Here is a 23773-nt window from a genome sequence, read left to right on the forward strand (position 1 = left end):
GGAAGCCGTTATAGAAAGCCATTGTAAAATGCAGTAATGAATACAAGGTAAGTCAGCAACTCAATCAACTGTTGAGCTGCCCCCAAGCAGTCGCCAGTAAAGCCACCAATGCGTGCGATTAACCACTTTTTGAAACCTGTTCTGAACAGATAGGCGACGACAGATAAAACCAAAGCGAATTCAAGACCAAACCATAGGCTAGGCAGAACACCAACAAGCAATAAAAAGACAAGCTCGCCCTTGGTTTGTTTGTTGGCCAGTGGCTTGCTTTTACTTGTGTCCAAATCGCTGACATAAAGCATGTCGTAAATTAGCGATGCAGCAATCGCGCGACTAAAGGTATAACTGGTAACGATAACCATAAACAGAGCAGTCATGGTGACCAGTTCATTCAAAAGAATCCACTTACCAAGCAAAGCCATGATAAGCGCAGACGCGCCATAAGTGCCGATACGGCTATCTTTCATAATGGTCAAGCGGCGTTCGAGCGTCATTCCACCACCAATGCCATCCGCCATATCGGTTAAGCCGTCTTCATGGAAAGCACCCGTCAGCATTAAGCTAAAACTCATCATCAAGAAGATCGCAATCGTACTCGGCAATACCGCATCAAGCAGTAAAAACAGACCACCACATAAGACACCAAGCAACAAACCGACCATTGAGAAATAACGACCCGAACGGTTCATTCGTTCCGATGAATAGGGTGTATTCTTCGGCATTGGCAACCGAGAAAAGAATCCCATTGCCAGCACAAACAACTCCCACTGATAAATAACTCGATCTTTCAATGACCTTTCTGGTGCATCATTCATTAAACAGTGACTCCAGCGCTCTCGAAGCTCGCCATGTTGTTGTAAAACTCTGCAGCCGCTCGAATGATAGGCATGGCTAGTGCAGCACCCGTGCCCTCGCCCAGTCTCAAGCCAAGATCGAGCAGTGGCTCTGCGTCCAGAAGCTCTAACAAGATTCTGTGTCCCGACTCTTCAGAGCGATGTGCAAAAATCATATAATCACGACAGTTCGGTTCAATTAAGGTCGCAACATAAGCTGCAACCGACACTATAAAGCCATCGACTAATACTGGCGTTTTGTTCTGGTAAGCACCAAGGAAACCACCGACCATTTGAACGATTTCATAGCCACCGACTTGTGCTAGTACCTCTTTAATATCTTTAACTTCTTTCGCAGCTAAACCTTTGCAACGAGCAACACCTTGCTCAACCACAGCCACTTTACGTGCAAGCTGTTCATTGTTGATGCCAGTGCCTAGACCAACACACTCATCTGCAGACCGATTCGCTAACGCACTTAAGATCGCAGATGCGCTGCTGGTATTTCCGATGCCCATTTCACCAAACATGATGATATTGGTGCCATTCGAAATGGTTCTAGAAATAAGTTCTGTACCCAGTTCAATCCCACGCTCAACCGTTTCGAGGCTCATTGCCGCTTCATTGGCAAAGTTATTGGTTCGCGTACCCAAACGCTGAGAAATCAACATGTCACTTTCTGACTCAACAGGCAACAGTATCCCAGTGTCGACAACCGTAATATCAATATTGTTCACCGCACAGAAACAATTGATCGCCGCGCCGCCGTTTAAGAAGTTCAACACCATCTGTTGTGTGACAGCACTAGGCGCAATGCTCACGCCTTCATCAGCAATACCATGATCTCCTGCAAATATGATGATACTTGGCTTCTTCAATTCGATATGTTCGACCGCTGATTCTTTGCCCTGGCTTTGAATCAATGCCAGTTGATGTGCGACCTTTTCTAATAAACCAAGTGCACCGAGTGGCTTGGTTTTTTGATCAATACGATGTTGGATCTGCGGCGAATATTTTGTATCTAACATAATTTTAGGGACACTTGATTTTGAGAACGCGTAGATTAATGGGCAATGAGTTTCGAGTACTCTTATTCTTCATGCGTAAATGGATAACTGTTAATTAGGGCGAATCACGGAGAACACGTTAGAAAGCGTGGCATATTCTCCACCAGCGACCGAGATAGAGGGTCAATCTGAGTGGGAGCGAGAGTATCAAGCTTGAGGTTCATAGCACGTCCTTGGTCTATGTGAATTACGACTCAGTTTACGTGTTAAGCAATGCTGTATCTATGCCTAATCAACCGAAATCGCAGAGAGTGTTCTTAATTTAATCAGTTCAAGAGCACTTTTTCTCAAATTGAGAATCAAAAAACACAACAGGGTTTCGTATCGAACACCACCAAAGCTAAAAATCAATAACTTATGTTTTGGCACCGTTTATGCTTTATTTAAAGTACTTGTTGATCTCTCCATTGATAAGTATCCATACAGTGAACACCCACACTATTAGCTACAAAATGCAACACCAAGCAACACAACCGGTTGAAAGCAACAAAGTTCAGAAAAGTGATTTAGGAGGTGTAATGATTCCGAATTCAAGCAAAAGAAAACCAAATAAATCAGGTAAGAAAACTAGCAAGAAGGTAAGGAAAATCCCACTCTCCTTTACCTAGTAAGCAACAAAGTAAATAACAAGCCCGTCGCCCAGCGGGCTTTGTTATCTCTACTGACATCACTTCCTATCTCTTTGTGCAAAACTCAATCGAACAGCTACCAAGTCCAACTAATTAGACATTTAGTACAAAACGAAACCACTAAATAAGTAAATCAAATTGCTTTGGTACACTTATCACTCAATGTAAATTATCCCTTACATTTTATGTACTTACATAAATCTCAGATCCATTTACATATTAAATCTTGTTGCTAATATTTCCCTGTCAGTTATTAAGGGTACTTATGGAAAACAAAGGCTTCACGTTAATTGAAATGGTGGTGGTTATCATCATTTTAGGCATTCTTTCGGTGACTGCGGCACCACGATTCTTAAGCCTGAATTCTGATGCGAGGATAGCCACCCTCGATGGATTCATTGGCGCTTTCAACGCAACCAATGAAATCGTTATGGGAAAAGCGACCATTGAAGGTTTAGAAAAAGAAAAACTGGCGAAGCTACCAGACCAAAATATCTGGATTCGATGGGGAGCCATTGCCCTCGATTCAGACAACGTCGAAAATGCAATGCAAACGGATGACTATCAACTCTTAAGCTATGGAAACCCTCAAACCCCTAGCCTGATTGTTTATACCGGAAAAGAACGAAACCTGAGAGAGCTAAAGGACTATAACTGTTTCGTGCAATTCACTCGTTCATACACTATTGTCGGAAGTGAGATCGTGAATATAGGTGACTTAACCACAAATAAGTTCTATCAGGGCTGCTAGTGTAACAATCCGAACTAATACTGGATATGTAAATCTCGACTGCAGTTACCTTCATTAGTTGCCCACAATCGTGGGCTTTTTAATCTCCCTTCTACTGTACAGACTCTTTTTGACTATCATTCGATGCTAATTTGCACACACCTTCACATTAACGACGATGAAATTACGTACATTCAAAAATAAGGTTTAAATTAAAACAATAACTTAGATAAGTGTTAGAGATAATTATGAGCATTTCAGGAGACAAAGCATCAGTCATTGTTGCAGGGGCAACAGGTCTGATAGGTTCACACGTTCTGGATTTGCTCATAGACGAGCCCGCGATCGAGCATATCTATGCTTTGTCCCGAAGAGCACTTGATTCTCACTTTAACTCCAGCAAACTCCACACGCTCATCCACAGTAACCTGCAAGTAACAAGTTGGGACGACACCAAAGCGACACCTAATCTCGGTATTATCTGCTTAGGAACGACTAAGAAAAAGGCAGGATCAAAAGAAGCGCTACGCAAAGTCGATGTAGAATTAGTTAGCCAAGTCGCGCAGTCAATGAAATTTCTTGGGGTTCAACGCGTCGCGGTCGTTTCTAGCTATGGCGCTTCACCAGATTCCTATTCACACTACCTGCGTTGCAAAGGGCAAATGGAGCAAAACTTAAAACGTATTGGCTTCAAGCAGCTTTTCATCGCACGTCCGGGGCCGCTGGTTGGTGAACGTGATGAACCAAGAGCCGATGAAAAACTCCTGCAAAGTGTCTTTCCTCTGCTGTCTCCATTTATGTTTGGTAAGTTCAAAAATCTACGCCCTATTCAGTCGGAAGACGTAGCCAAAGCAATGTTGTTCCGATTATTCGAAAATAATTTCCAAAATATAGAAATTTACTCGTCAAGTGACATGCTCAATTTATTGGCAAAATATCGCTAAAAAGCTCATCTATTCACCACAATGTTGGATATCCACTCATTCTATTCAGTGGATATTACCTATCGTTCTATTTAATTACTTTTCCTTATTTTACGTTTTGTTACAGGTCGCTACTGTAGCTAACAGTACTCGCGCCCATATATCCAAGCGCCCTATCGATTTAAAGAAATTCATAAGGAAAACAAATGTCACTTTCAGCTATCGCTGCTTTAGCGGTATTCACTGGTATCCTCTTTTTTCTCTACGGACAGCAGAAAAAAGAGAACACACTTTCTCGCCTCGTTTTACTCGGTTTAGTATTTGGTAGCGCATTTGGTCTTGGTTTACAGCTGTTATTTGGTGAAGGCAATCCGATCATCAATGAGACACTAGACTGGGTAAACATTGTCGGTCGTGGTTACGTTGGCCTACTGAAAATGGTGATCATGCCATTGGTATTGGTTTCAATGATTGCAGCAGTTGTGAAGCTTGAAAAAGGCGGTTCACTAGGCAAAATTTCTGGCATCACCATTTCTGTATTGCTAGCAACAACCGCGATTTCTGCAATCGTTGGTATTGTTGTAACTCAAGCATTTGGTCTGTCTGCTGAAGGCTTAACTGAAGGCGCTCGCGAAACAGCGCGTATCGCAACACTTGAAAGCCGCATCGGCAGCGTTTCAGACTTAACGATTCCACAAATGCTGGTTAGCTTCATTCCAACTAACCCATTTGCAGACCTAACAGGCGCTCGCTCTACGTCTATCATCGCTGTGGTTATCTTTGGTGTACTAACGGGTATTGCTGCTCGTAAAGTGATGGCTGAGAAAGAAGAACTAGAATCTCCAATTCGTACGTTTGTCGAAGCGGCACAATCTATCGTTATGCGCTTAGTTAAGATGATCATGGCACTCACGCCATACGGCATCGCAGCGCTAATGGCGAAGGTAGTAGCAACATCAAGTGCTTCTGACATCCTCAGCCTACTGGGTTTCATCGTTGCATCTTACGTTGCGATTCTACTGATGTTCGTTGTACACGGTGTGTTGGTTTCTTTTGTTGGTGTAAACCCGAAAGAGTACTTCCAAAAGATCTGGCCAGTACTGACGTTTGCTTTCACGTCTCGTAGCTCTGCAGCAACGATTCCACTGAACGTTGAAGCTCAAATCACGAAGCTAAACGTGCCACCAGCAATTGCTAACCTATCTGCATCTTTTGGCGCAACAATTGGTCAAAACGGTTGTGCGGGTATCTACCCTGCAATGCTAGCAGTTATGGTTGCACCTACAGTTGGCATCGACCCTATGGACATCAACTTCATTCTGTCTCTGATTGCAATTATCACAGTAAGCTCTTTCGGTATCGCAGGTGTGGGTGGCGGTGCAACGTTCGCAGCACTTATCGTACTTCCAGCTATGGGCCTTCCTGTAACGATTGCAGCACTGCTTATCTCTATCGAACCACTTATCGATATGGCTCGTACGGCGCTTAACGTATCTGGTGCAATGACAGCCGGTACTATTACAAGTCGCCTATTAGGTAAGAAAGACAAGCAACAAGATCTGGAACAAGCGAACGCTTAATTCTGAATCAAACAGCTCGACCAACAAAAAAACCGATGTTCATGCATCGGTTTTTTATTTTCTGTCTTATGTCAGAGCCACTTTCTGAACAGTAGAGCTTAAAGCACTAATCGAATCACTTTCTCAGCTAATGCTCCATCGCCCTCTTCACTCAACCCACTGATACCAACCGCCCCAAGCACCTGCCCTTGATGTTGAATAAAATGTTCATCAAGTTTTCTCAGAATTACTTTGATAGCTTGAGTTGAGTTGAGTTGAGTTGAGTTGAGTTGAGTTGATGAATTTAAAAGATGAGAAGTTGATAAACAAATAAACTAAATAACACGAAATAAGGTTTAAATGACACAAAATAAGATTTAAATAATCCTCCTGATTTATATGCCTATATTTTAAAAGGGATTAATCGAACAATAATGAAGCATTTTAGTTACTACTATCGCGAACATTAATCGTTAATAGAGAGAAATCGTGCATCTGTTGAATAATACAATGAGTTAGCTATGAAGAATCATCATGATTGATATATGATGCAACGCTTCAACATGCTACACCACCTTGGCATCAGTTCGACAACGGGATCCTCATGAGCTTTATTATATTATTACTTCTTCTGCTATTCGTAGGCTTTACAGGTTTACTTCAGTGGCGAAAAACCTCTCTGTTTTTATCTCTTGTTCTTATATCGTCATTTGTGTTGATTGGTTCAGGTTTGATCCCTCGTTATTTATTAGACGACCTACAGGCGAATTATGAAAATAAGCCTGATATCCAATGGTCTGACAATAACGCCATTGTTCTTCTAGGCGCAGGCACGCAGTTAATTAAAAGCACGCAAGAGTTCGAGCCAGCCTTTTTCTCTTTTGGTCGAATCAGCGAAACCGCAAGCCAATATAAAGATTGTGCAAAAGCGCAAACCACATGCAAAGTGATCATCAGTGGTGGTGATGCTCAGAATAACGGCGTTACAGAGGCTGAAGTTTATCAACAGCAACTGCTTAGGCTTGGCGTCCCAATGGCCGACATAATTCAAGAACCGAACAGCGTGAACACGTGGAAAAATGCACAGCTGACCAGCGACCTGATGAAGCATCATAAATTCGACAACATTGTGCTGGTTTCATCTGGCCTGCACATTCGCCGTAGTGAACTCTATTTCAACCACTTCGGGTTGGACGTGATTCCGGTTAGAGCTGATTACATGGCGGCTCAAATCTCATGGCTGCCACTGTGGTACAACTTTTCGGTAACAGACTTTGCTCTGCACGAACAAGTCGGCTTTGCTCGATACAACATCTATAATTTTATGGGCTGGAACAGCAAACGGGAAAAGCCTGGGGATGCTTAATCGCGTTCAATTAAGTTAATTCGAGCGATACAAACAAAAATGCAGCAACAATCGAAAGGTTGTTCGCTGCATTTTTTGATCCTACCTATCACAACATCATTTCTTATTCTGGCTTACGTTCTTACTCACCATCCAGCCAACAATATATCTTTCTAATCAATCTTGCTGACTTATTTTTCCAAACCCATGCCCTAGATAACGAAGTTACAGAAACACAAACGTTCAACAATTAACCGCCCATTAATTGGATGGTTGAAAGTAATTGAAATCAATCAAGATAAGTCTTTATCAAACGACAAGTTGATCAGTACAAGCCTCTGATATTTATGAGTATTTATTTTCAATTCATTTCAGTACTTTTGGCTTTGTTTTATATGACAGAGTACACCCCGCTAGAGACCCTCGGCTAGAAAATACTTATAAAAACACATATAAATCGCATCTAAAAATAATAGCCAAATATTGGCACCTAGGAATTTATTCATGCTCAACGTCAGTAAAACCATGCTATTTAGTACTGCCCTATCATTAATACCTTTGACGGCTCATTCAAAAATATACTCAGACCAAATTGTCTTAGACAAGCTTGGGGAAGATGTTTGTCGCTCGGACTATCGCCCACTTACTCATACCGAAGCACAAGAACACAAAACAGCGCTAATCTCTCGCATGAACGTGTGGGACATAGCAGGCCTTCAAAATGACTGGGGGATCATGGGGTCTGGCTACCACGGGCTCATCAAACAAGGACAACCAAGCGACAATACCTGGTGTTACCCCAATAGCCCAGACGCAGGCCTCCCTTACTACGAAGCGCAAGCCATCGAAACGAACAATAACCTTGATGTTCAACGCGCGTTAGTCAGCGACAACACGAACTTTATCAGACCACTGAGTTACTTGGCCCATAACCTGGGTTACGCTTGGGTTGGAGGCGACAACGGGCGTTATGTCGGTCAAGATATGGCAATAAAACCGCTTAACAATGGTTGGGAGATTAAAGGGAATAGCGATAGAAGCTGCACCGGTGATCGCTGTGACGAAAAAACAAAAATCACAATCGACAACTTCTCTTACACGCTCGATAGCAATGCATTTTCTCATGGTAACGTTAGCGAACCAGAACAAACGCTTATCAATACAGTGTCGGCTTACGCTATTAATGACAGCGACGAACCGAAGCAGATTATCGTTGACCTTCATTTTGAGCAATCCACCCAGTGGCGCAAAACCAACAGCTTTGACCTCTCAGACTCAGTAATGCTCAAAGAGAACTTTACTTGGCCTCTGGTTGGGAAAACAGATGTAACAGTGGTGCTTGAGCAAGACCAACGTTTCTCTGATACCAACAATGGTTCTCGCTCAGAACCTACAGAGCTACAAGCGATCATCACCGTACCGGCTAATTCTGTTTTGCCCTTTAGAGTCGAGTTTTATCACTCAAGTATCTCTTACCCGTACCGCATCAAAACGAACATCGGCTACGACGTCAATTTCACAGGCTTCTTACGCTTTAGCGGCAATGCACTCAGTAATCACCCGACAAATCGTCCAACTGTTTCCCACACCTTCACCATGGGGACTAATAGCGAAGAACAAGCGAACATCCGCTACCAATGGGATCACCGCTATATTCCTGGAGAAATGAAATGGTGGGATTGGAGCTGGGCTATCAACACTAATGGATTGAGCAGCATGCAATATGCAGCAGGAGCAAGTTTGCGTCCGTTCTACACTCACGTATCAGGTCAATTCAGTGCTGAATCTCAATATTCAGGCCTAATCGATATCGGTGAAGAACACTCTGTCGACTCATTCGATGCGATGACCGCACTGAACAATCATAAAATCTACTATGTCGGCGATGTTCAGGTGGTAACTGACTTTGATTCTGAAACCCTCGCGCAGCTGGGATATGAAGATGCTCAACTTATGATTAACCCTATACAGCGATAAACAAGCTCACATTTCCCCCTATCTAAGCTCATCACACTGGTGATGAGCTTTTTTGTTGATGACAAACCCAAAGAAAGCCAAAGCACCTATTCGCCACTTATGCCCACACTGATCTCCTTTTTGTCAGTAAAAAGCTAATCGAAAAGTGCTATCCACCTAACCGCGATAAAAAAACTAGTATTTGAATATGACCAAAAAAAACGATCTATGGTGGCTCACAGCTATCGTATATAGTCCTTTATCAGCCGCACTTTGCTTAAGTGACGGAGTTCAAGATACACAATCACTACACACAATAAACAATAATCGGGCCGCTTTATGGTCTCAAAATGAGCTTTATGCAGAGCCAGATTTTGGTACTGCGTTAGGCGAACTTGAACTCAGTGCGCACGCGCAATCTTTCGCATCAGCATGGCCACAAACAGAGAAAGCGTTAGCTAATGTCCCGCAGACATTCGAAAGCTCGTTAAGCCAAGAAAGCCTAATAAACCGACTAGGTCAGGCTGGTTCTTCGACGTTGGAAGTATTAGGACCAATCGGAGATGCAGTCGCAGTCGGCTTTTGGGTCGACAACATGGTCCAAACATTCTCTCAGGAATCCTCAACTCGGCTCGATAAAGCGGCCTCTATCTTTTCCTTAGTTCCTCTAGTTGGTGATGAGCTAAACCTATTATCGAATGACATTAAGTACTTCGCAGCCAAAGAAAAAATCACCGAATTTGAAAACCAATCACATTACGTGTTTACCAACCACTCCTCAGAATTTTCTCGTTTCCACCACAAAAAAGAGGACGCAATTTCTCTACTTAACAAATACGACAATCACGTATTACACAGTGCCTCAATGTACGTCGACCACCTGCTTCTTGAAGCAGACACCGAATACCGACGACTCACCTCTGCATACGATAGGCAACTTTCTAAGCAAATGGCTCGAATTGATTTAGAACTGTTGAAGTCAATCGGACACCTTTCCCCTGATTCAAATCTAAACCAACCTCTATGCCAAAACGGTCGATCCTCTTTAACAGAGATCGAACGCTGCATTCGCACTGAAGGACCAGCACGCATTGATGATCTGATTAACAACCTGAACGCAGATAACTATCACGTGCTCGCTTTAAATATACATAGCAAAAAAAGAGAACTTGTTGAAATCGCTTTGCGCCGACTATCCACACACAGAGAGAACATAGTTAAACGGCTCATAGAAAGGCCAAAGCCTCACGTGGCATCGATCATTACACAAAGCAAAATCAACCGAAGTATATTGGAATTTCAAGTAAGGCAAAGTGGATTGAGAGAGTATGCGAAAGAAATGTGGGATATCGATTACCTGAGCGAGGAACAACTCAGTACAGCAACTATAGAAGTCCGTCCCGCAAGAACTTGCTGGGGTGTTCCTTCCATTGCCCCAGGCGGTATTCAAGCTTCTCTAGATGCATGTAAAGACTCTGGCCCATTGTATGATACTTACCATCCTAAAAAAGACGCTGAGTTATCCGAGTTGTTGCTAAAAAAGGTAGAATTTAATGTCGAAAATCATATTGCATCAAGGATTATTAATGGTTGGCCCACTGGCTTATTTAGAACTCAGCTAATCAACACCGCTAGCGCTTACATATCAGGCCAGTCATCGAATAAACTATTTGAAGAGCTAGTGTCCGAGTTAGCGAACATCCAGATTCTTAGCTACCAAACGCCTTTCAGCGAATACTTAGATAGCAAAGGAATTGACAGCTCTGATCCAAATGTTCGTAAAAGTTGGTATCAGATTAGCCGTTGGTATGAACTACTGCTAACAGAGCGACCGAGCGGCGGAGTGTTAGATCAAATCAAACAATATGAAATTTTTAAACATTTTATTCAACCTCAATTCAAGCTCGCTATTTCAATGTCTTACATCCGCTCTCTCAACTACTCGTTACCGTATCCAAGTGTATACTCTGCAGCAAACCTTAGGTTTTATGCCCCTAAAATGGCAGACATACTCGATGACGTGATTTCGCAGCCAAGCGCTCACTTTGAACGAAACTTTCAAAGCGCTATTGAAAGCATCATTGAAAAGGCAATGAAGACGACGAATGCCAACCAACTTCAATATTTATTAGGCGACCTTTCGCTCTATCTACAAATCGCACAACATCAGCAGTCAGAAGTCAATGTATCACCTAACAGCAAGCATCAGCTGTTTAACAGTACGCTTTCAACTCCTCACCTAAACTACCTTTCCAATGAGTATCAAGATGAAATGGAACAACAGGTAGCTTATGTAGCTTCGCATGCGCTATGGAGCCAGCTAGCGGACATAAAAATAGCGTTGAACGAAGGAAACCTTGAGTCTGCAATTGACCAACTTGGGCAAATCATTAAACAAGAAGAGCTGACTCTGCTTCCACATATCACCCATTTTCTTCTTGTAGAACTCGAAGATTGGATTGAATTACAAATAGCGTTAGAGGAGTCAGTTTATGAAAAATAGTATTATCCTAGCCCTATCAGGGTTTTTAATGCTTGTTAACTCAATAAATACATACGCAGGAAAAGGGTCAGAATTTGGTCTTTTTTACGATGCTCCGGATGGCGTAAAAGTCATTGCTGGCTACAATTCAGACACCTACGGAAAACTCTATCGCATGTCGAGAAACCTCTATGTACAAACAAAGAGTGACGCCTACCTCTCCGATATGAGCGTATTGATCCGCAAACTGCAGCTATCGCAAACTGGACGAGAAATCTTACGACAAATAGCAACTTACACACCGGTCAATGCGCCGAATGATGGTGTTGCCCCATTAATTGAACACACGATAGGGGTCGATCAGTCTAAAGCTACTATTGTCACTGTGATAAGAGAACCAGAAGGACCAGGAAGACTCTTTGAGACGATACCCTCTATATTTGAAGATCAACAAAAGGCCTCGCTTGCTTGGCAGCGACAATTTAATGGTAAGGGGGTCTCGAATACGGTTTACTTCTCCACCACGGAGATAGTCAATATTCCAGGAACAGAGACACCGTTTGATCAAACCGTCACATTAGGGCATGAACTCATACACGCGAGAGACTTCTCTTCTGGTGCCGTCCCTCAAGGTAATGCGCCTCTGTCTCACCGACACCCAGACACTAATAAAGCGACAGAGTATGTGATTCCAAATTATGAATATCAGACCACAGGAATTACTCACTACAACAATGCTGAACACGGTCGAGATCCCGTTACGGAAATCAGTAATGCCAGGCAGTCAATCATCAACCTTCGTGAAGAGATGTACTTCCAATGGAAAGCGCTAGGACAAGAAAAACCTAAGGCGTATTTAAAAAATGAAAAGCTCGTGAGTGAATTTCATTTGGCTGACGATTTGGGAAAAGTAAAAAGAAACACCTATTGGCCGAAAGAGCACTACGACTACAAGCCATATACGCTTGAAACAAGACCATCCGCAACACCTCAGCATGCACCGAACTGGGATACTGTAGAAGGGAAAATGGCACATATCGAAATTAGACAAGCACTAAAGAAATCGTTAAGTGAAGGTAACAAACCTGCGATTGTTATCGTTGATGCTACCGAACAACGCTTATCTCAAAGCTTGCAAAATTCACCAGCGCTGACACGCAGAGGACTCGGAAACCAAAGTTCAATTCTGAAATACGCTGCTCAAAACGATATTAAAGTGGTCAATATTTATAGCAAGCAGAATGAGACCCCACTTAGCTCCTTAAAGAAACGTAAAAAGAGCCTTCTTTATCGTTCAATTTCAGGCAAACAGACAGACGCAGACCAAGGTTACAGTGATGTTCAATACAGCAAAGACAATCAAAGCACGTTAGTCTCAGCGCTTGAAGAAAATGATGAAGTTTTGGTCATGGCCTACTCCGATGGAAAAGTGACAACTAATGTAATCGATAGCCTATCTGGTGGCATGGATAAACAAGTGGTTGTATCCAGATACGCTAACTTAGATTACCAACCTTCAAACCTTAGTGCGGAAGAAAGTACTGCATGGAAGGCACTTAGCAACAAAGAGAATGTGAAAATGTTAGGTGGAGGTAGCCGCTCTCGCTTCAATATATGTAGCATCCAATAAACAGCATTGTCGAACTCGAAGCACCTTATATCGCTGCTCCTTTCTGTGGCCAAGCACAGCAACAAGTAGCGAGTTTATGACCAATAAACCCGCTACTTGACTTAAAAATGAAATCACAACGAAACAAAAGTTTGAGTTAATGGGCCGTTTATACACTGGTATTCCATCAGGAGGATCTATGAAACACTGCCCATCTTGTTCAACTGAACTGGTCGCAAGAGACGATGTAAAAATTTGCCCGCGCAATGAAATCGGCGACTGCTATTTTGATGGCTATGAGCAATATCAGCCTGAATATCATCAACTTAAAAACAACCAACAATACTCAACTTTCGACATCGCAGACATTGTTGCCGATTAGCAGGCCAAAGCTTTATTCGGCACTACAACTACCAGTAAAGCGGTCGAAAGTGAGGCACTGGCAATGAATTATTTCTCAAATATAGAGACACGACCGGTTCAGATGAGCCCGTAAATAATTCTATGCAGTTGCCAACATTGAAAAAGCCCCGATGTAAAACACATCGGGGCTTTTAATACTTCTTCAACGCCACAAGTAATTGACGAATTAGATAGTGGTTTAGTCGAGGGCTACCACATTAGATCATCTGGGATCACGAAGTCTTTGTACGGGTCATCTTCGTCTACTTCATCAGAGCTTGAAGCTTGAGTATCAACGATAGATTCTTCGTCACGCATCGCGATCTTGTTCGCTACCGCAGTAGGGATAACAACATAGCTTTCGCCTTGACGCGCGATACTTAGGATACCTTTACTTAGTTGCTTTTGAGTCAGCTCTTCTACGTAAAGGTATTTAACTAGCGTACCGTCGGTAAAGTTGTATTTAATCTCACCGTTCTTCTGTTCGAGCTTGTTCATCTCGATCAATTGCTTCACTTGAGCTTTAATTTCTTTGCTCAACTGTTGTTCTTTCAACTGTTGGTTTAGCTCTTTGTCTTTCGCTTGCTGCGCCAGTTTAGTTTCTTCAGCTGCCGCTTTTGCTTCACGAGACTGAACGCGAGACTTTTTAGAGCCTTTCTTCGCCTTCTTTAATTTTTTCTCATTTACCAAGCCAGCTTTAAGCATTTGCTCTTGGAGTGTTAACTTTGCCATGACTTTCCCAGTTCAGGATTAAAAACGACACTATCATACCTGTTTTTGAGGAATCTGTTTACTGAACAATGGCAAAATTTATGCTGATAGAGCAAGGCGGTTAACGTTATCCCTTATCGTGATTCAGAGCATCCATTTCTGGTTATTTCCCGACCTATGATTTCCACGAAAATACACCGCTAGTGACTTACCCTCAAATCCAAATCGTTCCTCTGTTTGTTAACGTGCGCGCGTATCACTTATCATTCCGATAAAGCAATATGTTAATTATCAATGAGTAATCGAATTTATAAAACCATGGCATATATCTAATATTTGGATAATTCTGATAGAGTTATAACTCCAATGTCACAACTCTTTACTACGTTATTCTTTAAACCAATCAGTAAGGATAACGTGAAAATGAAAACTCAATGGACTTGCCTGAGTGCATTACTTGCATCAGCTTCATTCATTTCAACCTCGGCTATTGCAGATACCGATGTGTATCTCACCAACAACACCAACCAAGTGATGACGATTCAAACCAATCATACCGGTACCGACTTACTGCAACTTGGCGATGAGTGGCAACAACACGTTGAGCAGATTGGCCCGTGGGAAACCAAAAAACTGATCAGTTTCAATCGCTGGACAGGCGTAAAGTCCGGTAAGACATACGAGTTTGACACAGTGGTATCAAACTCTATTGGAGAAAGTGTCACGCTCAATCAAACCATGGAAGGACATTGGTATAATTCGACACTGCAACATGGTTTGAGTGCCGCAGACATCAACCTAACTTTGCATGACGATCGTAATATTCATCGCAGCACAACCGATGCATTCGGGGTCAATGCAGAGCTAGCCCTCAAAGCCGATTCTACAGCGCGCTATGATGATATTTATTACACCATCACCCCACCAAAAGTAGATGAGCAACCCGAGCCGGATGCCAAGACACTAAAAGTCATGACCTATAACATCTGGGCACTGCCTGCCATCGCTTCGCATATTGGTGACCGCTACGATCTTCTCCCTCAATACGTAAAAGGCTACGACGTGTTGGCGCTTCAAGAGGTGTTTGCCAACGGACGAGATGAGTTCCTACGTGAACTTGCGAAAGAGTACCCTTACCAAACCAAGATGCTCAATAAGGATGGCATCAACATCTATGACGGCGGCGTGATCATTGTGAGCCGTTACCCTATCGTCAACGAAGCGCAATACGTGTTTCCTGATTGTACAGGCACAGATTGCTTTGCTGATAAAGGTGTTAACTACGCGGAAGTCATCAAAAATGGTCAGGCTTACCACGTGTTTGGCACTCACACCGCCTCATTCGATACGGACACAGCTCGTGACTACCGACAGCGTCAATTTAAACAGATGCGTCAGCTTGCTCAATCACTGGAAATACCAACTTCAGAAACGGTTATTTACAGCGGTGACTTCAACGTGAACAAGCTGAAGTTCCCAGGCGACTACCAACAGATGTTCGCTAACTTGCAGGCCGAAGAGCCACAATATTCAGGTTACACCGCGTCTACTTTTGATCCTCGCATCAACAACTTTGCTGGCGCACCTATGTCTGGCGGGGAAAATGTTGAATACTTGGATTACGTGGTAGTGAGTTCTGAGTACGCGCAAAAAGCTCACAACAATAACCGCGTTGACGTTCCTCGCTCTACAAGCAGTGAATTATGGAAGCACTACAACCTTTCAGACCACTTCCCTGTTAGCGCCCTCATTAAGTAACTCGGTGAACCCATAATGCATCGAGTCATCTTAATCCTAATGCTCGTCTTAACGACGGGCATTATTGGCTATTCTTGGTCATCAAAATCCACTGAAACACCGCTATCTTCTGCTCAACACACAGAAGCAAAACAGCGGGTTTCTACGACAACTGCTGACGATAATTCCACGCCAACTGCAACCGCCAGTTCGGAAAATGCAGCATCGCAAAACAAGCATGCCGAAGCAGAATCATCGGGCGGAGAAACGCATGTTGAAAACTTAAGCGAACTTGAAGGTAAAGCTCTATTCGATGAACTCGATGGGTTCTGGGCGCTTTGCAAACAACGCGATGGCTGCATTGAGCAACTCGCACGATTGAAATCAGAGTTGCCGAGTATATGGTTTGAGTTACTGAGCGACTATCCGCAGCTATTCGTCGATTGGCAATTAACCCAAAGTACCATCCCTCTTGAATCCATAGAGACTCTTGAAGAGAGTGTTGCCCTATTCAAACAGTCTGCACGGCAAGTGTGGGGAGAGTTGGCCCACCAGCTATTCGCAGACCAATTTGCTCATCTAGATTTTACGCTTGACGCCAACACCCTTGAAGAGAACGAAGCGAGCCAGTTTTTGGCCAACTATCAAGATTTGCTTAGTGAATGGCAAAACAATACAGCGACCTTGAACGCCGAAACCCAGCTTCAAAAATATGAACTGGCAGTCTCTTTGATACCCAGCAGCTATAGCCCTGCTGAAATCGCATCAGTCAAAGCCGACCTTCAAGAAACCTACTTAGATGAAACGCAGACCAGCAACATTACCGCGCGAGAACAACAAGTCGCACAACAGCAACAAACCGTAATGAGTTATCATGAGCAACTTGATCAGCTCAAAGCGACCTTGGACTCTCAGCGAAGCTCAAGTTATGCCACTTGGACTCAACAAGATTGGGACAATTACTATCAGCAGCAAGTATCCGATTTCAGGGAGCAGTTTTTTAGCAAGTAACGCTTTAACTTAAACCGTTACGGAACTGCGCGGGCGTTTTATTGAGCCAACCTTTAAACGCCCTTCTGAAATTTGCAGGGTCGCTATAACCAAGCCTTTCACCAATATCATCAATGCTCATGGATGTGCCAAGTAATAGCTCTTTGGCTAGTTCTACTCGAACTTCGGTAAGCAATACTTGATAACTGGAATCATGAGTAACCAGCTCTCTCCTGAGCGTGCGAGAGCTACAACCAAATTCGTCTGCGAGCTGTTCTATATTCGGGAAACAGCCTGCGGTTTGATAAAAGATCGTTTTGATCTGGTTAGTCAGCAAATGTTCCGAGTCCAATGTCTCAACTATCGACTGGCAAGACGCAAGGTAGCGCTTCAGTGTCGCTGCATCATGAGTCAATAAGGTTTGTGACAAAACCGAGGCATCAAAACGCAGTTCACAATGGCTCTGCTCAAAAACTACAGGGCACTGGAAACGCTCGTCATAGTGCTTGGCGTAATTAGTGCGAGCATAAGGCAAAGCCAAAGTGTGAATATCCAACTCATGACCAGTCAGTTCTTTGAACAAAGAGACGATTGAACTCAAGAAATACTCACTGCAGAAAGGAAGCAGATCGCCCACTTCCAAGGTGTTCTCAATCTGAATCACTGCTTGCTCGGAATCTAGAAACAATTTAACCGAGAAGATAGGTCCATTCAGGCGCAAATACTTGAAGCCCGACTTGATGGCCTCCCCGACATTTTGACTGGTCGATAGCGCATAACCCAACACACCAAAGTGGCTCAAGCTAGCGTGCTCCCCCAACCAAAGCCCCAAGCCATCATGAGGAAAACTCTGATTAGCCGCGCTAAACAACGAAAGCTTGTCAGCGTAAGTCAGCTTTCCATTCGGGTCTCGCCAATCCATGGTTTCTAAACCCACATCCATGAGTAGTCTTTCAATATCGACGCCTCGTTGCTCTAGCGTATTTAACAGCAGCGTAATATCTAATGTACCCAACTGATACCGATGTCCGGTTGGCTTATACTCCGCGATAATCTCCAATCGTCTCTCCTTATATCGAGCACATTCCCATAAATATGACTACTCAGCCTCAACAACACATGCTGACAAAATCGTGACTGGTAACGCGCTCTTGTCCGAATATGACCTCCCAATTCTACGCGACTCATCGCACAATGGCTTTAGTTGTTAAATTTATGTGAACCATCGCAATGATAAAAACCAGCCCAGCCCCACACAGTTTGATTGATTCGAATGGTCAGCCGACCATCGGACATTTCGATGGCATCCCTAAACACCTGAACATAGAGAATTTTGACTATCGAAACTCGATGGATGCAAAAGCAAACTCTTGGCAGAAGCACTTCCACTACAAACAATTCCAGTTTGTCAGCATCGTCACCGACACACACATTATCGGCGTCGCTATCGCGGATATTCGTTACTTAGGCTCGGCATTTTGTTATCTGTACGACATAGAAAACAACCATCTGGAAGAGTCATCTTGGTTGAGGCCATTAGGGTTTGATAAGCATGTAACGCCTTCACCATTTGAAGGAAAGACAAGCATTGCAGATCAAAGCATTACTTTCGATATTGAAGGCGGACAATGGCGAGTTCGCTTGAATACCAAACTCATCAAGGCCGATATCGCTTTAGAGCCTGAAACTGATAGCTTGCCCATGGCGATGTGCAGCCCAACCGGTTATTCAGGTTGGACTTACACTCAAAAGCACAATGCTTTGCGCATCACGGGCGACATCCAAATCAAAGAAGAATCACTCGATCTCGAACCAGCTCGTGCTGGGTATGACTTTTCAGCGGGTTACATGAGATGTGAAACCAGTTGGCGCTGGGCAAGTATCAACACGCAATCCAATGGCAGTGATATTGGCCTGAACCTCGCGGCGGGCGTGAACGAAACCGGAGGCTGCGAAAACGTATTATGGGTGAATGGAACCCGGCACTTACTTAACCCAGTACAGTTTACGTTTAGTCGCCAAGACACTAATTTACCTTGGCAGATAACATCGCAAGATGGGCGCATCAACCTGACGTTTACCCCTATTAACCGACGCAGTGAAAAACTCAACTTATGGGTACTTAAAAGTAACTTCCGACAGTTCATCGGCCACTTTTCAGGCTCAATTCAAGACAACGACGGGATCATCCATCAGCTAGAGAATGTGCTTGGTCTTACTGAAGATCATTTCGCACGCTGGTAGCACACCTCGTCGGGAAACAAAAAGAAAAAAGGAACCGGAAATGGATATCGACTCACTGATCAATCACCCAGAATGGCTACTGCTTGTTTTAGCTCCCTTGTTCCTGCTTTGTATGTTGGCCGAGTATTTTATCGGCCAGAAGCAAGGTCGATTACCCGACAACTCGAGTTATAAATTGTCTGAAGTGCTCTGTAACTTTACGTTGGCGGGTATGCACCAGCTCTCCGATTTGTTAACCGGATTACTGATTGTTCAACTGTATCTTTGGTTATTCGGCTGGCACTTAATGGATATCGAAATGGGTGTGCTGAGTTTCATTGTGTTGATGGTTCTACAGGACTTTTTCTATTACTGGTTTCACAGGGCAAGCCACCGCGTTCGCTGGATGTGGGCGGCACACGTGGCACACCACAGTTCAGAACAGATGAACTTTAGTACTGCGTTTCGTCAGAGTTTAATGTACCCATTCGCAGGTATGTGGCTATTTTGGGTACCGTTGGTCATCATAGGTTTTGACCCTAAATGGGTCATCTTTGTGGTGCTTCTGAATCTAGGTTTGCAGTTCTTTGTCCATACACAATGGATACGGAGCTTAGGGCCATTTGAATACATCTTTAACACCCCTTCGCATCATCGAGTACATCACGGTCAAAACCCGCAATACATCGATAAGAACTACGCTGGCGTTCTGATTATTTGGGATAAGTTATTCGGTACGTTCGAGCCAGAAGTTGAAATAGTACGTTACGGCGTCACTAAACCAGTAAACAGTTTTAACCCGATAGTGGTCACCTTTCAAGAATGGAAATCCATATTCAAAGATTTAAACAACCGAGAGTTAACCATGAAACAGAAAGTTCAATTGATACTCTCGCCTCCTTCAGACTAATCAAAGCGATCAGGTCTAATACACCTTATGAAAATCAATGAGGTTGAATGTGAGGTCGCTTACCCAGAAATCTCCGTTCAAGTCGGCACCTTGCACGTATCGCTTGTCTCCCATTTCTAAAGTCACAATGTATTTGCCCGCGATGAGCCCCTCCACCATGTAAAAGCCATCGCTCTCAATCTCGCTCGAATACTCAGTACCTTTCTGGATATGTTTAAAGTGGAGATAAGCACTGTTTTCTAGGTCACCTTTTACCGTGCCATCGACGCCAAATGACACTACCATTTCGATATGAGCATGAGTCAGACCTACCTGTTTAGTATTTACAAACACAGGGTTTTGAATCGGTGTCAGGTTAAGATCGAGTGCCCCTTCATCGATATAGATAGGCAGATTATCTCGAGCTGGAACACTTGAGAATTCAAATCGGCCTTTTGCATCACTGACCGCTCGTTGGTCCAAAATTTGTAGGCTTACGCCTTGTATGGGCTGTTTGTGGTGATCGTAGACAATGCCCGTCAACTTAGAATGGTTGTATCGATTCCACTCAACAAACTCACCAATGCTTTCATCAAAGTAAGTTTTAGCACCGAATTCGGTCGTCATCTCGACACCGTATCGGTCTTCTGTTCCTTCCAGTTTAAAGAGTAAATAAGGATTCACACGAGCTTCTAAAGAGGCAGTAAACGAAACCTCATGCTTTTGATAGCGAGCCGATACGTTCGTCGTGAGCTCTTGAAAAACCTCCAGCGGATCGAGCAGGCACTCTTTACACGCATTCCTTAGGGATAGTTCCGTTCGTTCATGATGACCCGAGCCATCAACAGTTCCTGAGATATTCCACGATGTATCTGAGAACCCACTTTTGGCCAAACCAATGGTATGTAGATAGTCTTCTTGATGAGAAGCTTTGGTGTATCGATAGTCGCCAGCATATGAGACAAACAGATTACGAGCCACTTTCAAGTTGAGCTTAGGTTCAACGCTCAATTCGTCATCATCATCTCTTACCGCTAAAAAGGCTGTTAGGTTTGCAAGCGACAGGTTGTATTTGAAAACATCGTACTCCATTGACTCTAAGTCCAATTCATCGGTTTTATTAAGCTCTATCGATGCCGACTGATCGCCGTTGATCAAGATATCAAACTCCATTGGAAAGCGATCGAACTCTGGTAACCAACCGATATGACCCGCAAACCAGTGCGCTGGTAAATATCGTCCTTGAAAGCCAATCAGATCTTTGCCATGTTGCCTCATAAAGGCACTACCCACGGTGAAGTAATCGGCAAGCCCATATTCAAGTGACACAGCGCCCGCTCGGTCTGCACCTTCGTTACCCACCACTTGTACGCCCCACTCGTTTCTTGGCAGAAATGCATCTTCTAAACCGGCAACGGTGATCTCTTCTTCCTGCCAGACACCTTTAGATAGGTAGTAGCGAAACTTGATGGTGTCACCGGGGGAAATATTGTCTTCTTCAACAACGAAACGTCCAAACTCATCAGAGCGATAAGTGGTTTGATAAATGCCATTGACCAAAACATCGATGCTGATGTTTGGTTGAGTAGTTCGTTCGAGTTGAAGGTTGCCGAACTCTGTTTGTCGCTTTCGATTGGTATAATAGAGCCCATCTTCGAGGGTTTGATTCACGGTAAAGACGCTGCCATCTAATAACACATGGCCGACTTCCAGAGAGCCTTCGCCGTCATGAGCTTCTACCTCAATGTTGTAATAAACGATAGGATTATCTTCTCGTGAATCAATCGACAAGCGAGACGAGGAGTACTCAGTGCTTAATATGGTGTCTGAGATTGCGTAAACATCACCGCCAGTTTCACTGTCATGATAAACCGAAGTCGCTAACCGACTCGCCAAACCCACGGCGTCAACAGGCTCGAAAGCTGGCGTGTTTTCTGCTCGCTTGAGAGCCTCAGCCTTCTTACGTGATTCATTTTTCATCTTAGAAATAGCGGCTTCCAGTTCAGTCAATGAACTGAATTCTGGAGTAACGGTGAGCCGATAGTCATCAATATCCCAACGCACTTTAGCCGGTATACAAGCTTGTAAGCTATACCAATGGATGTAAGTTTCTGAGTCGATGACTTGATATTTGATCGACTGGATATTGTTGTCATCGCGATAACAGATGGCTTGTTCGGTATCTAAAATGTACGGAGGAGATTCTCTTCCCACATCTTGGGGCAAATACAGTTCACAATATCCGCTCTCATCACACTGACCATTCATTTCGAGCAGATAAAAAGCGGCATTGGATATCGAAATAAAAGGCTCTTCGTAATCATCCATCATGACACGATAAAAGCTATCCCCCACTTTCCCGACTCGAACTTCAACATGGGCTGGATAGAGTTCACTCGCCTCACTCTCTGCTTTAGATTCCGAATACGCAGCAAAAGGAAACAGTGAAGCGAGTAACAAAAGTCGCCAAAGCATGCGATTGAACACTAGCCTTTAAAGAGTCTGCGACAATGAAACGAGCACTACAGAACACATTCGTACAGAGGCTGTTCGTTCTGAACCAGTGAGATCTTCGACCCTTTTGGGAAAGGCTTAGTTAATTCAGCATTACGAAGTAGCACCACTTTTTCGCTATGCTCGTCGACATTCAATTTCGCAGTAAACTGAAAGTTACCATCGTTGCGAATCTTGATGCTTTGGCTGTCACACGCAAACTTAACATCTTGTACCTGCTCACCTTTCTGAACATAAACAGGTACATAACTGTTGATGTGAAAGTTCAATTGAAAGGCTGAACCATCACTGTTGGTTTTGCTTGAAGACAACGCAATGTCTGATAACTCTATGGCTTTTGCTATTGGGGAAAACCACAAGTAAGCACGATATTCACCATCAGCCATGTCAGCAGGCAGAGCATTCATACGTAAGCGAACCGTGCGTCTTTGATTGGGTTTAAGTTCTCGAATTATTGGTGGTGACACTTTAATCCAACTCGCGATATCTTCCGATTCAGCAATATTAGCGTCAGTTCGAACCAAGCCACTCGCCTTTACAGGGCGATAAATCGGTTTTATCTCCAAGCGGATCGGTTGATCTGAGTTATTTTCGACGACGATTTTTTCAGTCACCGAAGTGTCGGCATCCAAGACAAAACGAGTCGGAGCGATAAGTAGCTGAGCATAGGCTTGTGTTGTGAAGATTAAGCCGAGAACACATGAGATAAACAACTTCATTTATAATTAACCTCAAAAGGGATTGTACCGGTGTAAAGTCCTGCGGGGTGGTTCGCACCGATTTTCACTTTGGCGCCAATACACAATAATTTGCTTCTTCCATTCCCTTTGATTTTGGCTCGACCTCGCTTGGATAAACCGCAACCAAAATAAAACTTTCTAATACGCAGGCGCTTGGATTTACGAGAATGGTTTAGGTATTGCTTAGAAGGGAGGGAAACCACGATTTTTTTACCCGGCTCACCTTCAACATAAAAACGCACCACATAAACCTGACTATTGGCTGGGTTTGAATCCGCATTCTGACCCGATCCAGAGATATACATGCCTGCAAATTTGACTTCCATATTCTCAGGAATAATTTCTAGCGCATGAAAAGGGCTAGAATAAAAAATCAGACCGATATAAATCGCGTATTTGAATAGAATACTCATAGTAAAGACGGCTGCTTTGCA

General features: G+C 43.6%; 19 protein-coding genes and 1 pseudogene. 12 read left to right on the forward strand and 8 right to left on the reverse strand.

Annotation, left to right across the window (positions count from 1 at the left end; genetic code table 11):
- Nucleotides 1-8: 8 nt before the first annotated feature.
- Together FTW16_RS11890 and cobT are read right to left on the reverse strand one after the other, a co-directional pair.
- A complete protein-coding gene (locus FTW16_RS11890) occupies nt 9-815 on the reverse strand; it encodes an adenosylcobinamide-GDP ribazoletransferase (RefSeq protein ID WP_146491219.1) in 807 nt (268 codons plus the stop codon).
- Nucleotides 815-1861 (reverse strand): nicotinate-nucleotide--dimethylbenzimidazole phosphoribosyltransferase, encoded by a 1047-nt coding sequence (cobT, locus tag FTW16_RS11895; RefSeq protein ID WP_146491220.1) that lies wholly within the window; start codon nt 1859-1861, stop codon nt 815-817. Before cobT ends, FTW16_RS11890 begins: the two co-directional genes overlap by 1 nt.
- Before the next feature lie 933 nt (nt 1862-2794).
- Between cobT and FTW16_RS11900 the strand changes: the two genes are divergently transcribed.
- The 3 genes from FTW16_RS11900 (at nt 2795) to FTW16_RS11910 (ending at nt 5762) form a co-directional block, all read left to right on the forward strand.
- Nucleotides 2795-3280: a Tfp pilus assembly protein FimT/FimU gene (locus FTW16_RS11900; protein WP_146491221.1), complete on the forward strand. Its 486-nt coding sequence runs from the start codon at nt 2795-2797 to the stop codon at nt 3278-3280.
- A 227-nt stretch (nt 3281-3507) separates the two neighbouring features.
- Nucleotides 3508-4203 carry an NAD-dependent epimerase/dehydratase family protein gene (locus tag FTW16_RS11905; RefSeq protein ID WP_146491222.1) on the forward strand — a complete coding sequence of 232 codons (696 nt, stop codon included), beginning with the start codon at nt 3508-3510 and terminating at the stop codon, nt 4201-4203.
- Nucleotides 4204-4388: 185 nt separating this feature from the next.
- Nucleotides 4389-5762 (forward strand): L-cystine transporter, encoded by a 1374-nt coding sequence (locus tag FTW16_RS11910; RefSeq protein ID WP_146491223.1) that lies wholly within the window; start codon nt 4389-4391, stop codon nt 5760-5762.
- 98 nt (nt 5763-5860) lie between these two features.
- Here the strand turns inward: FTW16_RS11910 and FTW16_RS24750 are convergent.
- A pseudogene (locus FTW16_RS24750) lies at nt 5861-5962 on the reverse strand (heme-binding protein); the annotation flags it as partial.
- A 383-nt stretch (nt 5963-6345) separates the two neighbouring features.
- Here FTW16_RS24750 and FTW16_RS11920 point away from each other — a divergent pair.
- The 5 genes from FTW16_RS11920 (at nt 6346) to FTW16_RS11940 (ending at nt 13515) form a co-directional block, all read left to right on the forward strand.
- On the forward strand, nt 6346-7107 hold the full coding sequence (locus FTW16_RS11920; protein ID WP_146491224.1) for a YdcF family protein: 762 nt from the start codon (nt 6346-6348) through the stop codon (nt 7105-7107).
- Between the two features lie 483 nt (nt 7108-7590).
- A complete protein-coding gene (locus tag FTW16_RS11925; protein WP_146491225.1) occupies nt 7591-9063 on the forward strand; it encodes an aerolysin family beta-barrel pore-forming toxin in 1473 nt (490 codons plus the stop codon).
- A gap of 187 nt (nt 9064-9250) precedes the next feature.
- On the forward strand, nt 9251-11545 hold the full coding sequence (locus tag FTW16_RS11930; RefSeq protein WP_146491226.1) for a hypothetical protein: 2295 nt from the start codon (nt 9251-9253) through the stop codon (nt 11543-11545).
- On the forward strand, nt 11535-13154 hold the full coding sequence (locus FTW16_RS11935) for a M91 family zinc metallopeptidase (protein ID WP_146491227.1): 1620 nt from the start codon (nt 11535-11537) through the stop codon (nt 13152-13154). Before FTW16_RS11930 ends, FTW16_RS11935 begins: the two co-directional genes overlap by 11 nt.
- 178 nt (nt 13155-13332) lie before the next feature.
- Nucleotides 13333-13515: a hypothetical protein gene (locus FTW16_RS11940; RefSeq protein ID WP_146491228.1), complete on the forward strand. Its 183-nt coding sequence runs from the start codon at nt 13333-13335 to the stop codon at nt 13513-13515.
- A 230-nt stretch (nt 13516-13745) separates the two neighbouring features.
- Here FTW16_RS11940 and FTW16_RS11945 read toward each other — a convergent pair whose 3' ends face one another.
- On the reverse strand, nt 13746-14267 hold the full coding sequence (locus tag FTW16_RS11945) for a DUF2058 domain-containing protein (protein ID WP_055318645.1): 522 nt from the start codon (nt 14265-14267) through the stop codon (nt 13746-13748).
- 402 nt (nt 14268-14669) lie between these two features.
- On the opposite strand from FTW16_RS11945, the gene FTW16_RS11950 reads away from it, so the two are divergent.
- On the forward strand, nt 14670-16004 hold the full coding sequence (locus FTW16_RS11950; protein WP_146491229.1) for a sphingomyelin phosphodiesterase: 1335 nt from the start codon (nt 14670-14672) through the stop codon (nt 16002-16004).
- A gap of 39 nt (nt 16005-16043) precedes the next feature.
- Nucleotides 16044-16994 carry a chromosome partitioning protein ParA gene (locus FTW16_RS11955; RefSeq protein ID WP_146491321.1) on the forward strand — a complete coding sequence of 317 codons (951 nt, stop codon included), beginning with the start codon at nt 16044-16046 and terminating at the stop codon, nt 16992-16994.
- A gap of 4 nt (nt 16995-16998) precedes the next feature.
- Here the strand turns inward: FTW16_RS11955 and FTW16_RS11960 are convergent, their stop codons facing one another.
- A complete protein-coding gene (locus FTW16_RS11960; protein WP_146491230.1) occupies nt 16999-18033 on the reverse strand; it encodes an AraC family transcriptional regulator in 1035 nt (344 codons plus the stop codon).
- Nucleotides 18034-18203: 170 nt separating this feature from the next.
- Between FTW16_RS11960 and FTW16_RS11965 the strand changes: the two genes are divergently transcribed.
- Nucleotides 18204-19217 carry a DUF2804 domain-containing protein gene (locus FTW16_RS11965; RefSeq protein ID WP_146491231.1) on the forward strand — a complete coding sequence of 338 codons (1014 nt, stop codon included), beginning with the start codon at nt 18204-18206 and terminating at the stop codon, nt 19215-19217.
- A gap of 40 nt (nt 19218-19257) precedes the next feature.
- Entirely contained in the window at nt 19258-20106 is an 849-nt protein-coding gene (locus FTW16_RS11970; protein WP_146491232.1) for a sterol desaturase family protein, read from the forward strand.
- 15 nt (nt 20107-20121) lie between these two features.
- On the opposite strand, the gene FTW16_RS11975 is transcribed toward FTW16_RS11970, so the two are convergent.
- Genes FTW16_RS11975 through FTW16_RS11985 form a run of 3 tightly spaced genes read right to left on the reverse strand, consistent with a single transcriptional unit; the run spans nt 20122 to nt 23752 of the window.
- Nucleotides 20122-22560 (reverse strand): carboxypeptidase-like regulatory domain-containing protein, encoded by a 2439-nt coding sequence (locus tag FTW16_RS11975; RefSeq protein WP_146491233.1) that lies wholly within the window; start codon nt 22558-22560, stop codon nt 20122-20124.
- Nucleotides 22561-22607: 47 nt separating this feature from the next.
- The gene (locus FTW16_RS11980) at nt 22608-23318 is read right to left on the reverse strand and encodes a molecular chaperone (protein ID WP_146491234.1); all 711 of its coding nucleotides are present in this window, start codon (nt 23316-23318) and stop codon (nt 22608-22610) included.
- Complete coding sequence (locus FTW16_RS11985) at nt 23315-23752, reverse strand: DUF4402 domain-containing protein (protein ID WP_146491235.1); 438 nt, start codon at nt 23750-23752, stop codon at nt 23315-23317. The genes FTW16_RS11980 and FTW16_RS11985 overlap by 4 nt, the downstream gene beginning before the upstream one ends.
- Between the last annotated feature and the right edge of the window lie 21 nt (nt 23753-23773).

This window comes from Vibrio sp. T20 (assembly GCF_007858795.1).
GTDB classification, from domain to species: domain Bacteria; phylum Pseudomonadota; class Gammaproteobacteria; order Enterobacterales; family Vibrionaceae; genus Vibrio; species Vibrio satsumensis.